Annotated in this window: 14 protein-coding genes and 1 other RNA gene; 7 read left to right on the top strand and 8 right to left on the bottom strand. The window is 33.5% G+C overall.

Annotated elements, in window-relative coordinates; all coding sequences use genetic code 11:
- The 3 genes from rnpB to BUR19_RS18650 all read right to left on the bottom strand — a co-directional run.
- Positions 1-256: RNase P RNA component class A (gene rnpB / locus BUR19_RS18660), an RNA gene on the bottom strand; the annotation flags it as partial.
- Between the two features lie 26 nt (positions 257-282).
- A complete protein-coding gene (locus BUR19_RS18655; RefSeq protein WP_074237019.1) occupies positions 283-1,644 on the bottom strand; it encodes a M64 family metallopeptidase in 1,362 nt (453 codons plus the stop codon).
- 2 nt (positions 1,645-1,646) lie between these two features.
- Positions 1,647-2,066, bottom strand: a complete 420-nt coding sequence (locus BUR19_RS18650; protein ID WP_139297434.1) for a hypothetical protein — start codon at positions 2,064-2,066, stop codon at positions 1,647-1,649.
- Between the two features lie 185 nt (positions 2,067-2,251).
- On the opposite strand from BUR19_RS18650, the gene BUR19_RS18645 reads away from it, so the two are divergent.
- From BUR19_RS18645 to yajC, 5 genes are all read left to right on the top strand, one after another.
- Positions 2,252-2,746, top strand: coding sequence for an RNA polymerase sigma factor (locus tag BUR19_RS18645; RefSeq protein ID WP_074237017.1), 495 nt, complete (start codon positions 2,252-2,254; stop codon positions 2,744-2,746).
- Positions 2,739-3,425: a hypothetical protein gene (locus BUR19_RS18640; RefSeq protein WP_074237016.1), complete on the top strand. Its 687-nt coding sequence runs from the start codon at positions 2,739-2,741 to the stop codon at positions 3,423-3,425. The genes BUR19_RS18645 and BUR19_RS18640 overlap by 8 nt, the downstream gene beginning before the upstream one ends.
- A gap of 183 nt (positions 3,426-3,608) precedes the next feature.
- A complete protein-coding gene (locus BUR19_RS18635; protein WP_074237015.1) occupies positions 3,609-4,514 on the top strand; it encodes a transcription antitermination protein NusB in 906 nt (301 codons plus the stop codon).
- A gap of 21 nt (positions 4,515-4,535) precedes the next feature.
- Complete coding sequence (locus BUR19_RS18630) at positions 4,536-5,042, top strand: DUF1573 domain-containing protein (protein WP_074237014.1); 507 nt, start codon at positions 4,536-4,538, stop codon at positions 5,040-5,042.
- A gap of 4 nt (positions 5,043-5,046) precedes the next feature.
- Positions 5,047-5,379, top strand: a complete 333-nt coding sequence (gene yajC, locus BUR19_RS18625; protein WP_074237013.1) for a preprotein translocase subunit YajC — start codon at positions 5,047-5,049, stop codon at positions 5,377-5,379.
- Positions 5,380-5,474: 95 nt separating this feature from the next.
- Here yajC and BUR19_RS18620 read toward each other — a convergent pair whose 3' ends face one another.
- Genes BUR19_RS18620 through aroC form a run of 3 tightly spaced genes read right to left on the bottom strand, consistent with a single transcriptional unit; the run spans position 5,475 to position 7,670 of the window.
- The gene (locus tag BUR19_RS18620; RefSeq protein WP_074237012.1) at positions 5,475-6,032 is read right to left on the bottom strand and encodes a TlpA family protein disulfide reductase; all 558 of its coding nucleotides are present in this window, start codon (positions 6,030-6,032) and stop codon (positions 5,475-5,477) included.
- A 10-nt stretch (positions 6,033-6,042) separates the two neighbouring features.
- A complete protein-coding gene (locus BUR19_RS18615; RefSeq protein ID WP_074237011.1) occupies positions 6,043-6,609 on the bottom strand; it encodes a thioredoxin family protein in 567 nt (188 codons plus the stop codon).
- Positions 6,609-7,670, bottom strand: a complete 1,062-nt coding sequence (aroC, locus tag BUR19_RS18610) for a chorismate synthase (protein ID WP_074237010.1) — start codon at positions 7,668-7,670, stop codon at positions 6,609-6,611. The genes BUR19_RS18615 and aroC overlap by 1 nt, the downstream gene beginning before the upstream one ends.
- Before the next feature lie 49 nt (positions 7,671-7,719).
- Here aroC and BUR19_RS18605 point away from each other — a divergent pair, with 49 nt between their 5' ends.
- A complete protein-coding gene (locus tag BUR19_RS18605) occupies positions 7,720-8,448 on the top strand; it encodes an SDR family NAD(P)-dependent oxidoreductase (RefSeq protein WP_074237009.1) in 729 nt (242 codons plus the stop codon).
- Between the two features lie 77 nt (positions 8,449-8,525).
- Positions 8,526-9,437, top strand: coding sequence for a cupin-like domain-containing protein (locus BUR19_RS18600; protein ID WP_074237008.1), 912 nt, complete (start codon positions 8,526-8,528; stop codon positions 9,435-9,437).
- A 10-nt stretch (positions 9,438-9,447) separates the two neighbouring features.
- On the opposite strand, the gene BUR19_RS18595 is transcribed toward BUR19_RS18600, so the two are convergent.
- Together BUR19_RS18595 and aspS are read right to left on the bottom strand one after the other, a co-directional pair.
- Complete coding sequence (locus BUR19_RS18595; RefSeq protein ID WP_139297433.1) at positions 9,448-11,499, bottom strand: hypothetical protein; 2,052 nt, start codon at positions 11,497-11,499, stop codon at positions 9,448-9,450.
- Positions 11,500-11,631: 132 nt separating this feature from the next.
- A complete protein-coding gene (gene aspS / locus BUR19_RS18590) occupies positions 11,632-13,386 on the bottom strand; it encodes an aspartate--tRNA ligase (protein WP_074237006.1) in 1,755 nt (584 codons plus the stop codon).
- Between the last annotated feature and the right edge of the window lie 282 nt (positions 13,387-13,668).

Genomic DNA, 13,668 nt, shown 5'->3' with positions numbered 1-13,668 from the left:
TATTTATCTGCGTCATACATTACTGCATCACTTTTGCTGCCTACCCCTCATCAATAGCCGAGCCGACCTTAACTGATGATATACTTGGCATTGCACCACATAGAGTTTACCTGGTTTCACTACAGCCGAACTGTACATACTTTCTGTTGCACTTGTCCTATTTTCACAAATGACGGATGTTATCCGCTATGCTGCCCTATGGTGTCCGGACTTTCCTACCCAATTCGAAAATTGAATCAACAAGCCACGCTTCTCTGAACTGCAAAAGTAACCAATAACTTTCTATTTTTTAATCATTTTCTTAGATAATATCAGTTGTCCTTTTTGATAAACATTAATCCAATAATCCTGAGAAATCAATTTTGATATGTCAATCTTCTCTTGTTTGCTCAAATCTACATTTTGCTTTTTGATGAGCTTACCAGAGTTATCAATTATTCTAACTTCAACCTTTTCTGTAAAGCCTGATTTACTTTCCATAACCACAAAATCTTCTGCAGGATTTGGATAAAGTATAAAATCAAATTGTTTAGCTCTGATATCATTAATACCCAACTGAGTTTTATTAATTGTCCACGAAATAGTTGATAAATGGATTGTACTGTGATTATCTGTCCTTACCATCGCGGTATTATCATAGACATTAAATAAAACAGTATTGCTTCCTGTATTTAATTGTGAAGATTGAATTGTTAACTCACTTACGTCGGTTGCAATAGAAGTATTATTTAATTTCCATTCAGATTTTAATGTATTGGGAATTGGTAAAATTAAATTAACTTTTAAATCTAAGTTTTGATTAGTTGTTATAGCTGCAGAATTGGAAGGTGTAAAACTATCAATCGGGTTTTTGGTCAAATGTATTTTCTCAACCAAAGCTTCTTTACAGACATTACAGAATTGACGATTCAGATATCGCATTTCACAATTTTGATGGGGGCGATACCAAGCCGTGTTTTCTGTGAATTGATAAATACCAATATTTCCAGTATTCAACCAGTTTTTCCAACGAACAGTTTCTGTATTAGAAGTTTTAGTTTTATTTGGAGATTCTCCGGAACCAGAAAACCAATATTCATCTGCCAGTTTACCAAAAGAATGTCCTAACTCGTGGTAAGCAACATCCGGAGCTTGATCATTTCTCGATAAAAATGCATAAGTTCCTCCACAGCCTCCATATTCTGTATCATTTCCTAAAACCAAAGCAATATCAAATTCAGGGATGTTAGCAGCGAGAGTTTGGGTGACTTTATTCACACTTCCATAGATGCAACGATGCGTTCCTGAAGTGTCATAAGAACTATTGAGGTAATTATTAGGATTAGAAACAGGAATCACAGGTTCTGAAACATCGGAAGCCGTTCCGGGATGCTTAACTCCACTTTCTTGTGAAATAACCTTCAATGCATAAACATTGAAGTAATTTTTATAATTAGAATAAGGTGCTTTATTCATCAAATAATTCGAAACAAATGTCGCATCTGTCAAAAAGGTAGATTGTTCACTTGCCGTATAACCGTCTCCTAGAATTACAAGGTTTATTCTTTTATCTTTTGCGCCACTTTCTAATAGTGGAACCAGATCAAATATTTGACCGAAAGATATAGTATAAAATAAAAGACATAATAAGTAGATGTGTTTCATAATTATAATTTTAGAGTGAAGATTAAGTTGGATTGATTATTCTCAGATTTATGAATTTCTAATTTTGAGATATTGTCGTTATCATTATATCGGTAGAAAAATTCTGCTTTGTCCAGCTTTCCAATTTGCTTTTCCATAGATTCTTTTCCATAAGACTCAAAAACCGGAGAAAAAGGATTATCTATTATGGAGGTTTTATAAACTTGATTTTTTTTATCAAACAAAACCATCTTGTAAAAAGTATTAGCAATATCCTTCGCAGTACCGAATTCTTCATTCTTAAAAAAGCCATCAGACACTCTTTTGTCTACCAGCTTTATAGTTTCTTTTCCATCACTTGTTTTCTCTCCTTCAAAAAAAAGATAAACAATTTTGGAAACTGGCTTTTCATTAATATTATCATTAGTAACAGAAGATGACACAGACTGACTATTACAGCTCAATATTAAAATGAAAATAAAACAAAAAAGGAACTTGGCAACTTTATTGATAATCATAAGGTAAATATAATCAATAATTTATATAGAAATTAACATTATTTAACAAAATAAATTAAACCTTAAGAATTTGATAGAAAAACGATAAAATCCTTATCTTCGTTTCCGGAATGGAGAGTAAACAGAAAGAGTTTTCTAAATTGATAAAGAACAACCAAGGACTTATTATCAAAGTCTCACGTCTTTATACCCATTCTTTGGAGGATCAGGAAGATCTTTTTCAGGAGATTGTGTTACAACTTTGGAAATCTTACGACTCATTCCAAGGTAATTCCAAAATTTCTACGTGGATGTATCGTGTTGCACTTAATACGGCAATCACATTATTCAGAAAAAAAACAAGACAGCCACAGACGGACGAATTACAAGATTTTCACAGCAAAGATTTTCTAGAAGATTCTGATGAAAAACAGCAACAGATTTCTTTATTGTACAAGGTTATAAAAATGTTGCCCGATGTAGAAAGAGCCATCGTGATGATGTATCTGGACGATGAACCTTATAAAGAAATCGCAGAAACATTAGGAATTACAGAAGTAAATGCAAGAGTGAAAATGAACAGATTAAAGAAAACATTAAAAGAATTAATGATAAAGCATGCCTAACCCAGAAGACTTTGATATAGATTCGCTTAAGAAATCCTGGCAGGAACAAGTCATTTCTGATGACTACAATCAGGATGAGATTGAGGTTATGCTCAATAAAAAATCCAGAAATTATGTTAAATATATTCTGTGGATCAGTGTAGCCGAATTTGTCATTTTTGGCATTATCAATTTCATAGCATTATTTTCCACTAGCTTTCATACAGATTTCACCAGTATTCTGAACAAACTTCAGATTAGAAACCAGAGCGAAGTCGAGTTTTCTTTGGACAAAATTTATTATTGGATTAAGATTGCAAGCCTTGTAATTACTGGAGTTTTTGTCATCATTTTTTATAAAAACTACAAAAAGATAGATGTAGAAGCCAATCTCAAGAAATTTATCATTCACATTATTAATTTCAAAAAATCGGTTAACCTATTTATTTTCAGCAATATCGTTTTGTTATTCCTTTTCATAGGAAGTTTCACGAGTTTTATCATCTTTACAATTAGACGACAAAATATTGAGATAGATAATCCAACATTTTGGGGCCTGATCACGGGGGTTATTTTCAGTCTTTTGGTTTGTATCATCCTCATTTTGCTCTACTACAAAATAGCCTACGGAATTATCCTGAAAAGACTTTCCAAGAACCTTAAGCAACTTGAAAAAATAGACTCAGAGAAAGATAATTAATTTTTATTTGGGCAGCTTTTCCGCGCTCCGTTCCCGCTATTTTTTGCTAAAGTTTTACCAAGCAAAAATGAGCTCCACTCAGCTCGGGCTGTGTGTGATTCGGCTTTTCAACATTCGATTTGATTGGAATTATGTGATTGAGACAATTTTCCTTATCTTTGCACCCACTAAAAGTTCTTTGAAATGCTGGGAAGAAGACAAATCCGCGAAAAAGTTGTAGAATCTTTGTATTCTTACTATCAAAATCCTATTAAGTTTGATATTATTGAGAAAAATATGTTCTCAGAAATCAACAAAATCTATCATCTCTACATTTATGAACTCAACTTTCTTGTTGGTTTAAAACGTTTGGCAGAAGACCAAATGGAAATCGGGAAAAACAAATACCTGAAAACTAAAGAAGATGAAAACCCCAATCAAAAATTTACCAGAAACCAAATTCTTCTTCAGATAGAAGACAATGAGGAAAGAAGAAGCTTTTCTGAAAAACATAAAGAATTGATTTGGGACCCGAACGATGAGATTTTGGTAAAAACATTCCAAAGAATCAAAGCAGGAAAGCGTTATCAGGATTATATGCAGGACGAAGAAATTTCGTTTGAAGATGACCAAAAATTCATTGGTAAACTGTTCCTGAGATACATTGCAGAAAACACAGATTTACACGAAAGATTTGAAGAAAAGGAAATGTCCTGGGCAGATGATTTTCATATTGCCAACTCGATGATTCAGAAGACAATTGGTTTTATGAAGGAGTCAGAGGCTTCCCATACTTTAATCAAAATGCTGAAAGATGACGAAGACGAGGATTTTGCTAGAAAACTTCTAAGATCATCTCTTAACAATTGGGAGGAGACAGAAAAGAAACTGGAATCCAAATTACTGAACTGGGATTTAGATAGAATTTCTTTGATTGACAGAATTATTTTGGTGGCTGCCATTACAGAATTGGATCGTTTCCCATTAACAGCATCAAGAATTATTATTAATGAATATATTGATGTTTCCAAAGTGTACGGAACAGAAAAATCCAATATCTTTATCAACGGAATTCTTGACAAATACACAAAAGATTTAAATCGAATTTAATCAAAATATATTTTTAGTATTATGAAATCAATCAAAATATTAGCAGTAGCTGCACTTTGCACACTTGCTTTTTCTTGTAACAAAAAAGAAGAAAACAAACTAGACCATATTCCTGGAGCTGATTCAACTCAAGCAAGTACTGTAGTTGAAGCAATGTCTCAGGAATCTGTTAACCCAGAGGATGCAGCATTGGTAAAAGAAGCGCAGAGCAAACCATTGACAACTATTGCATTCAGCGAGACTGACCATAACTTTGGTGACATCAAAAAAGGAGAAAAAGTAGAACATATCTACGAAGTAACCAATACAGGGACTAACCCATTGATTATTTCTAACGTAAAACCAGGTTGCGGATGTACAGTTCCAGATTTTACAAAAGAACCAATCTTACCAGGCAAAAAAGGAAAGATTACTTTACATTTTGATTCTACAAACTTCGATGGAGCAGTTAACAAAGTAGCTGATGCTTTTGTAAACGTAGAAAAAGCGCCCGTAAGATTAACTTTCTCAGCTAACATTTTACCATAATATTATGCTTACAATATTTTTACAAGCTGCAGCTCCAGCACAGTCTATGACTCCAACATTATTAATGATTGGATTGATGTTCGTTGGGTTTTATTTCCTGATGATTCGTCCACAAATGAGAAAGCAAAAGCAGGAAAAATCTTTCCAAGAAGCGCTTAAGCCTGGAGCGAAAGTAGTAACAACTTCTGGAATGCACGGAACGATTTTCTCTATTAATGAAGATGGTGTAGTTTTAGAAACTTTGAGTGGAAAACTTAAATTTGAAAAAGCTGCAATCTCTAGAGATTTCACAATCGCAAGATTTCCAGAAACTTTTGGAGTAGAGAAAAAGAAATAATTTCAATTATTCTTAAATATAAAAAATCCCTGAATCATTGATTCAGGGATTTTAATTTTATCATCAAATTAACAATTTAGCGAATCAACGGTTTATCATTTCGTTACATTATCAATAAATTCCAAAACCGAATCCTTGCTCCAATCCATCGAGCTATCTTCTTTTTTAAGAATTCTTCCATCTTTTCCAATCAAATAAGTTGTAGGAAAAGCAACAGGCAAAATTTTTGGGTCAAGCGGACTTTCGGCAATGTAAACGGGAACTGTGAAATTATTTTCTTTCAAATATTTCTTCACATCTTCCTCTTGGTCTTGCATTGCAATCAACGCAAATTCCAGTTTGTCTTTTTTCAAATCATACAATTTCTGAATCGTTGGCCATTCTGTTCTACAAGGCGGACACCAGGTTCCCCAAAAATTAAGGAAAAGCACTTTTCCGCGCAGGTTTTTCAGATTGGTGCTGCTTGTATTAATCCCTTTCAGATCGATGTTCAGAACATCGTCGGAAAGTGTTGTTTCATCATTTATTTTTGCCACAGTTGGACTCATCGCAATCTGTTCTGACACAAAATCACGAAGCGGTTTTATCAACGCAAAAGCTGATACAACACCAATGATGATAACGTAGATTATATTTTTTTTAATGAAGTTCATTAGGCTTAAATTAAATTAGTTCCAAAAGCTCCTCAATTGTATCAAAACCTCTGTTTTTTGCATAATAAGTCTGCAATTCCACATAGAATTGGTCTTTCGTGAATTCTTCTGGATTAGCTTTATGTTTATTCAGAAGTTCAGTTCCGTGTTTTGGTCTCGGTCCCCAATGAGCGATTTCGTTTAATTCTTCATCAAGGAAAATCACAATTGGAATGGACTTTCCGCCGTTTGTTAAATAACTGTCAATCAAACTTGGTTCTTGGTCGCGGTAAGAAATTTTGATTTCAAATTGTTCAAAAAACTTCGCAACAACCGGAATCACCTGACTTGCGTCACCACACCAAGATTCAGAAATAATCAATATTTTTCCTTTGAAATTTTTCCCGGCAAATTTTTCAACCTGTTCAGAATTCGGAAGATATTTCTCCGTCATTCTGTTCATTCTTTGGATTCCTAATCGGTAATATTCTGCATAATCAGCTTCTTGCGTATCTTTTGGATTTCCTAATCTTTCTCCTGCATCACGAAGATATTCTGTGTAAGAAACAGCGTTGTCCCAATATTGTTTGATGTCCATTATATTTTTCTGGTTTTATTAATTAAAGACATATCTGCCAAAACAAAAGCGGCCAAACTTTCCACAATAGGAACAGCTCTCGGAACTACACAAGGGTCGTGTCTTCCTTTACCTTCTACGATTACAGTTTCTCCATCTTTATTGATACTTTCCTGAGGACGTAGAATTGTTGCAACAGGTTTGAAAGCCACACGGAAATAGATATCCATTCCATTGGAAATTCCACCTTGGATTCCGCCAGAAAGATTGGATTGCGTTGTTCCATCTTGATTGAAAAGGTCGTTATGCTCCTTTCCTGTCATTTTTGCTCCACAGAAACCGCTTCCATATTCAAAACCTTTGCAGGCATTGATATTCAGCATTGCTTTTCCTAATTCTGCGTGGAGTTTATTGAAAATTGGTTCGCCTAATCCGGTCGGAACATTTTTGATAACACAAGTTACCGTTCCGCCAATCGTGTTGCCTTCTTTTTTGATTTCCTTGATTCTTTCAATCATTTTTTCAGCAGTTTCCTCATCAGGACAACGAACGATATTACTTTCGGTTTTAGAAAAGTCTAAATGTTGATAAGGCTTCTCACAGAAAATCTCTCCAACCGAAGAAACATAAGCATTGATTTCAATCTCAGGTAAAAATTGTTTTGCTAAAGCTCCAGCAACAACCCAGTTCAGAGTTTCGCGAGCAGACGATTTTCCACCACCACGATAATCTCGAATTCCGAATTTTTGGTCGTAAGTATAATCGGCGTGACTTGGACGATAGGCTTGTGCGATATGGTCGTAATCTTTGGAACGCTGGTTTTCATTTTCTACGATAAAACCAATTGGTGTTCCGGTAGATTTTCCGTCAAAGATTCCTGACAAAAATCGAACAGTGTCACTTTCTTTTCTTTGAGTAACGATTGCCGATTGTCCCGGTTTTCTACGGTCAAGTTCGAGTTGGATCTTCTCTAAATCGATTTCCAGACCAGCTGGAAAATTGGTGATAATTCCGCCATAAGCTTCTCCGTGACTTTCGCCAAACGAAGAAAGCGTTAAAAAGTTTCCTAAAACATTATACATATTACAAAATTAAGGATTTTTGAAGTGTTCTATTCTATATTTTTGTAAAATGAATACTCATAAAACTGTTCTGATTCTGGGTGCCAATTCGGATGTTGCAAAACAAGCCGCCAAACTTTACATTGATAAAGGCTATTTCGTGATTCTCGCTTCCAGAAATCTAAAATCTCTGCAGAATTTTGCTGATGAAAATCATCTGGATAAATCTAAATTTGAGATTAAATATTTCGATGCCACAGATTTCTCTTCTCATCAATATTTCTATGATGAATTGCCTGTAAAACCGAATATTGTAGTTTATTCTGCAGGGTTTTTAGTGGAAAATCAAGAAGCTTTAAGGAACTTCGAAGGAACATTTGAAATGATGAAAACGAATTACATTGGTGCAGTTTCTATTCTGAATATTATTGCGACAGACCAATCAAATAAAAACTTAGAAAGAATTATCGGCTTGTCATCGTTATCAGGTGTTCGCGGACGAAAAAGTAATTTCGTTTATGGAAGTACAAAATCTGCTTTTACACAATACTTGGCTGGACTAAGACAAGAATTGAATTCTAGAAAAATTATTGTAAATGTTTTGGTTATTGGTTATATCAATACTAAAATCAATGCTGGATTAGAACTTAACAAAAATTTGATAATGGAACCGGATTATGTTGCGAACTATATTGTAAATGCAGGTAATTCTTTCACAATTGTTCCAAACTGGAAATGGAAAATTATCTATTGGATTTTGAAATTATCTCCTGAATTTTTGGTGGCGAAGTTGCCTTAATACGAAAACTTTAATTCATATTATTTTAGTATGAATTAAAATTATTTTATAGATTTGTTCCTTTAAAATCGTTTTTAATGGAACTCAAATCATTAGATAAAGTCAAAAATATTACTTCAGACCAATTCGTTTCTCAGTATATGAAACCGAATGTTCCTGTAATTATCGAGGATTTTGTTGATTCTCAGAGTGCTGCATTCCAAAAATGGAATTATGATTATTTCAAGGAAATCGCCGGAGAAAAAGAAGTGGATGTTTATGGCGGGGAAATCCATTCTCTCAACAGAGCGGCAAGTAAACCGATTGCAAAAATGACTTTTGCAGAATATCTTGACCTCATTTCAGAAAAAGCAACAGAATATCGTTTGTTTCTTTTTAATCTACTGACCATCAAACCGGAACTAAAAAAAGATATTCAATACAAAGACATTACAAAAGGTAAAGTTCTTCATTGGCTCCCATTTATGTTTTTCGGAGGCGAAGGTTCCAATACCCGAAATCACGTTGATATCGATATGTCACACGTCTTTTTGACACAATATCAAGGTGTGAAAAGAGTTTGGCTGTTTCCACTCAATCAATCTGATTTACTTTACAAGTTGCCTTACAATTTTCATAGCATTGCCAATCTTAAAACTTCAACCCAAGAAGAATTCCCAGGATTGAAATATCTTAAAGGTTACGAAGCAATTCTCAAACCAGGACAAACACTTTATATGCCATCTGGCTGGTGGCATTTTATTCAATATGAAACGGAAGGTTATTCAATTTCGGTAAGAGCATTGCCATCTAAATTAATAGAAAAATGGCGAGGTTTCAGAAATCTAGTATTTACAAGACATTTTGATAATCTAATGAGAAAATTATTCAAGGAAAAATGGTTTAATTATAAAGTTTCAGTTGCCAAGAGAAGAGCTCAAAAAGCGATTGACAAAATCGAAGGAAAACATATTTTGGATGATATTCCTGATATTCCAATACATTTTTGATTGAAAAACATCATCTGTCTTGTACAACCTTATCTAAATAATAGCCATAATTAAAAGAAACAATATAAGAATGTTCTTGTTTTAAAAGTTTGTTGTCATTGAGATATTTTTGCCATTCCCAGGCTCTATCTGTTGGTGTGCAAATGTAAATTCCAGCAGAATTACAAAGTTTATCAGGATATCCAAGTCTTGTTTTTTCATTCAATTCTAAAATTTTGATTATTGCTCCAACTTCATTTTCTTTGATATTACTTCCGGTATAAGGATAGATAATATTAAATTTTAAAATCTCATAGATTTTATCATAATTTATTCTGCCATCATTATTCTTATAATCGACTCCAGCTTTATCCAAATAATATTCATAAAGTTGCTTTTCAGTGTGGGACTGATAAATGGAAAGAAAATCTTTTCTAATTTCCTCAGAATTCCAATTTTCAATATTGAAAAAGCCAAAATCTCTTTCTAAGAAAGAATATTTGTCCCGGAAACTTACTTTTTCAAATTTGATTTTATCTGCAAATTTTATTGCTTCTGGAATTTGTGAATAACCAATTTTTGAAAACAAAGTCAAAATATTATATCTAAAATCGTCTTCATCTTTTGATATAATTCTTATTTTGTCGACTTCATCTTTTATGTTTATTTTTTGACTGTTGAAATTTGCGTTACTTATTTTTTTGTCATCAATTGGATATTCTAATTTCTGTAAGCAAAGTTTTTTTATACGAATAATTTGATTTTCTAAATCAGGATTCTCAGTTTTTATATTATTTAAAATTTCAACTGCTAGAGAACCATTCCCCATAAACTTATAGGCATAATAATTAAGATTTCCATTGATACCAATTCTGCTGAAGAGTAAAGATTTTTTCAAATAAAGCTTTAATTGTTGATTATCATTTAATATTTTACTCCAGTTTTTGGTGTAATAGATATCTAGGATTCTAGAGACAGATTCTTGTAGATTTAATTTCTTTTGATAAATAAGAGTCCAGTATTCTAAAGGTGTAATATCTTCAATTTTGAGATTGTCAATTAATTCACTTTCAAGTTTTCTTCTTTCGGAAAATGATAATTTAGAACTTAACTTTTCAATGATCGGATCAAGTCTTTGGTTTCCTAAAAAATCAATGTTATTTTGTTTGCAATATTCTGTAAATAAAGAAAGTTGTATTAAGAATCTGAAAGGAAACATAGGAATTGAGTCATTTGTTCTTTCAAGAAAATTTTTATCCTTCTCTCCAGCTAATTTGGACACTCTTTCAGGGTTACTTTGTGATAATTTCACAAAAGATTCTAATGCAATTGCTTCATTATCATTATGTAAATCTTCAAACAAATCAGAAATTGAATCGGTCTTTTCTGATTTTAAAGTCTGATTTATAAAGTAGTTTTCTGAATCATTCCAAGTGAAATTTTTATAATTTTTTGAAAAATAAATTAATAAATTAAGAATAGAATTATTGTCGAAGTTATAACTTTTAGTATCCCAAGACAAAGATTTATGCCTGCCGATAGAACCAATATCCTTTCGAATCAAAATTCTTAGCAGATCATACATTTCATCTTTATCCCTGTTGTATTTATTAAATTTGTCTCTATCTCTGTAAAATTCTTCGCAAATTCTTAATAGACTTTCAGGATTGTTTTTCTGAATTAATAAAGCAATGTTTTTATTCTTAACCCAATCTTTTTTTAGGATTTCAGATTTTCTAATAATTAATTTTTCAAATTTTGACTTTGGAAGTTCTCTAAATTCTACAAATTCCTTTCTTTTGTCAATCGAAGTAATATAAAAAGCTTGTATCTCTTGAGAATATTTTATTTTACTATTATTTTTCTTTAAAAATTCTGAGAATTGTTTTGAACTAATACTGTCGATTACTATTTCTTTCGGCAAGAAAATTGAATTTTCAATAATAGCCCGTTTTGCCAAAATATGTTCTTCAGTTTCTAAATAATGATAGCCTAAAAATTCAGCAAGTTTTTTATGACTGTCAAGAAAAGGAACTATTTCATAGAAAGCATTTCTATTACCTTTTTCAAGGCTGTCTTTCAAAGAGTAAATTTTACTTTTTGAATATTGCTCATTTAAAAATTGGCAATTAAAAAGATTTAGAAAAAGTAAAAGGATTATTGGTATTAGTTTTTTCATAATAAAAAAGCGAGAAAAAATTTCCTCGCTTCTAATTTATGATTTTAAATCTAATTTCAATTCTAACTCTGTGAGTTGTTCCTGATGAATCGGCGCTGGTGCGTCAATCATCACATCTCTTCCTGAATTGTTTTTCGGGAATGCGATGTAATCTCTAATCACTTCGTTTCCGTCCAAGATGGCAACCAATCTATCGAATCCGAAAGCTAAACCTCCGTGAGGCGGAGCGCCATATTTGAAAGCATTCATTAAGAAACCGAACTGCGCTTCTGCCTCTTCTTTTGAAAAACCAAGCAAGTCAAACATTCTTGACTGTAAATCTTTATCAAAAATTCTGATAGAACCACCACCGATTTCGTTTCCGTTCAAAACCAAATCATAAGCGTTGGCTCTAGCTTTTCCTGGCTCGGTTTCCAAAAGATGGAAATCTTCGGTTTTTGGAGAAGTGAATGGATGGTGCATTGCGTGGTATCTTCCGCTTTCTTCGTCAAATTCCAACAATGGGAAATCTACAACCCAAAGTGGTGCAAATTCGTTTCCTTTTCTCAATCCAAGACGATTTCCTAATTCCATTCTCAAGGCTGAAAGCTGCGTTCTAACTTTATCAGCATTTCCACTCATAATTAGCATTAAGTCGCCAGGTTTTGAATTAAATGTTTCAGCGACACGCTGCAAATCTTCTTCAGAATAGAATTTGTTAACTGATGAAGTTACAACACCGTCATTTTGGAATTTAATCCAAACCATTCCTGTAGCTCCGATTTGAGGACGTTTTACCCAATCAATTAATTCATCGATTTGTTTTCTGGTGTAATCAGCAATTCCTTCAACATTAATCCCGACAACCAGTTCTGAATCATCAAATATTTTGAAATCTTTTCCTTTAACCAATTCATTCAGTTCCACGAATTCCATTCCGAAACGGATGTCCGGTTTGTCGTTTCCATATTTCTGCATTGCATCGGCAAAAGTCATTCTAGGGAAATCTCCAAACTCTTTTCCTGTGATGTCTTTCAATAATGTTTTGGTCATTCCTTCGAAAACATTCATAATGTCTTCTTGTTCTACGAACGCCATTTCGCAATCGATTTGTGTGAATTCCGGTTGTCTGTCAGCACGCAGATCTTCGTCACGGAAACATTTCACGATTTGGAAATATCTGTCCATTCCGCCAACCATCAACAATTGTTTGAAAGTTTGTGGCGATTGTGGCAAAGCGTAAAACTGTCCGGGATTCATTCTGCTTGGAACTACGAAATCTCTCGCACCTTCGGGAGTTGACTTAATCAAAACGGGTGTTTCAACCTCAATGAAACCAGAGTCTGAAAGATAGTTTCTAACTTTCTGCGCCATCTTGTGACGGAAAATCAGTTTGTCTTTTACAGGATTTCTTCTGATATCCAGATATCTGTATTTCATTCTCAATTCTTCTCCACCGTCGGTTTCATCTTCGATAGTGAAAGGAGGAAGTTCAGATGCATTTAATATTTTTAAATCAGAAACCAAAATTTCGATGTCGCCAGTTGGGATTTTGGGATTTTTGGAAGCACGTTCGATAACAATTCCTTCCACCTGAATCACAAATTCGCGACCTAATTTCTTAGCCGATTCCAATAGTTCTGTTGAACTTCTTTCTTCGTCCAAAACCAATTGTGTAATTCCGTAACGGTCTCGCAAATCGACCCAAATCATAAAACCTTTGTCACGAATGGTTTGAACCCAACCGGAAAGTGTTACTTTTTCATTCAGATTTGCCAGCGTCAATTCGCCGTTTGTGTGTGTACGGAACATTTTTTTTAAGATGTTAGATGTTAGACTTTAGATATTAGACTTTTAGTAGCCTAATTTCCGAATGCAAAGATAACAGATATATAAAAAATATATACATAATGTATAAATTAATTATACAGTGTAAATAAATTATATACAAAAGTTGAATCTTGGCGCAGCGCGTAAGGGATAGCAGTGGATATCCTTTTTCTGTTCTCTGAACAGGAAAAGATAGGAACGGATAGCCCGACCCGAGAGGCTGGATGAGCGCTGGCGAGGGATACGCCCAAAATGTTGGATAAT

The sequence above is a fragment of the Epilithonimonas zeae genome (assembly GCF_900141765.1).
GTDB lineage: Bacteria > Bacteroidota > Bacteroidia > Flavobacteriales > Weeksellaceae > Epilithonimonas > Epilithonimonas zeae.
This window is presented reverse-complemented; position numbering and strand designations above follow the sequence as displayed.

Excerpts from the sequence above, each read along its gene's own strand:
- BUR19_RS18620 (WP_074237012.1), bottom strand. The coding sequence starts at position 6,032 with ATGAACTTCATTAAAAAAAATATAATCTACGTTATCATCATTGGTGTT.
- BUR19_RS18600 (WP_074237008.1), top strand. The coding sequence starts at position 8,526 with ATGGAACTCAAATCATTAGATAAAGTCAAAAATATTACTTCAGACCAA.
- BUR19_RS18655 (WP_074237019.1), bottom strand. The coding sequence starts at position 1,644 with ATGAAACACATCTACTTATTATGTCTTTTATTTTATACTATATCTTTC.
- yajC (WP_074237013.1), top strand. The coding sequence starts at position 5,047 with ATGCTTACAATATTTTTACAAGCTGCAGCTCCAGCACAGTCTATGACT.
- BUR19_RS18615 (WP_074237011.1), bottom strand. The coding sequence starts at position 6,609 with ATGGACATCAAACAATATTGGGACAACGCTGTTTCTTACACAGAATAT.
- aspS (WP_074237006.1), bottom strand. The coding sequence starts at position 13,386 with ATGTTCCGTACACACACAAACGGCGAATTGACGCTGGCAAATCTGAAT.
- BUR19_RS18635 (WP_074237015.1), top strand. The coding sequence starts at position 3,609 with ATGCTGGGAAGAAGACAAATCCGCGAAAAAGTTGTAGAATCTTTGTAT.
- BUR19_RS18645 (WP_074237017.1), top strand. The coding sequence starts at position 2,252 with ATGGAGAGTAAACAGAAAGAGTTTTCTAAATTGATAAAGAACAACCAA.
- BUR19_RS18640 (WP_074237016.1), top strand. The coding sequence starts at position 2,739 with ATGCCTAACCCAGAAGACTTTGATATAGATTCGCTTAAGAAATCCTGG.
- aroC (WP_074237010.1), bottom strand. The coding sequence starts at position 7,670 with ATGTATAATGTTTTAGGAAACTTTTTAACGCTTTCTTCGTTTGGCGAA.
- BUR19_RS18605 (WP_074237009.1), top strand. The coding sequence starts at position 7,720 with ATGAATACTCATAAAACTGTTCTGATTCTGGGTGCCAATTCGGATGTT.
- BUR19_RS18630 (WP_074237014.1), top strand. The coding sequence starts at position 4,536 with ATGAAATCAATCAAAATATTAGCAGTAGCTGCACTTTGCACACTTGCT.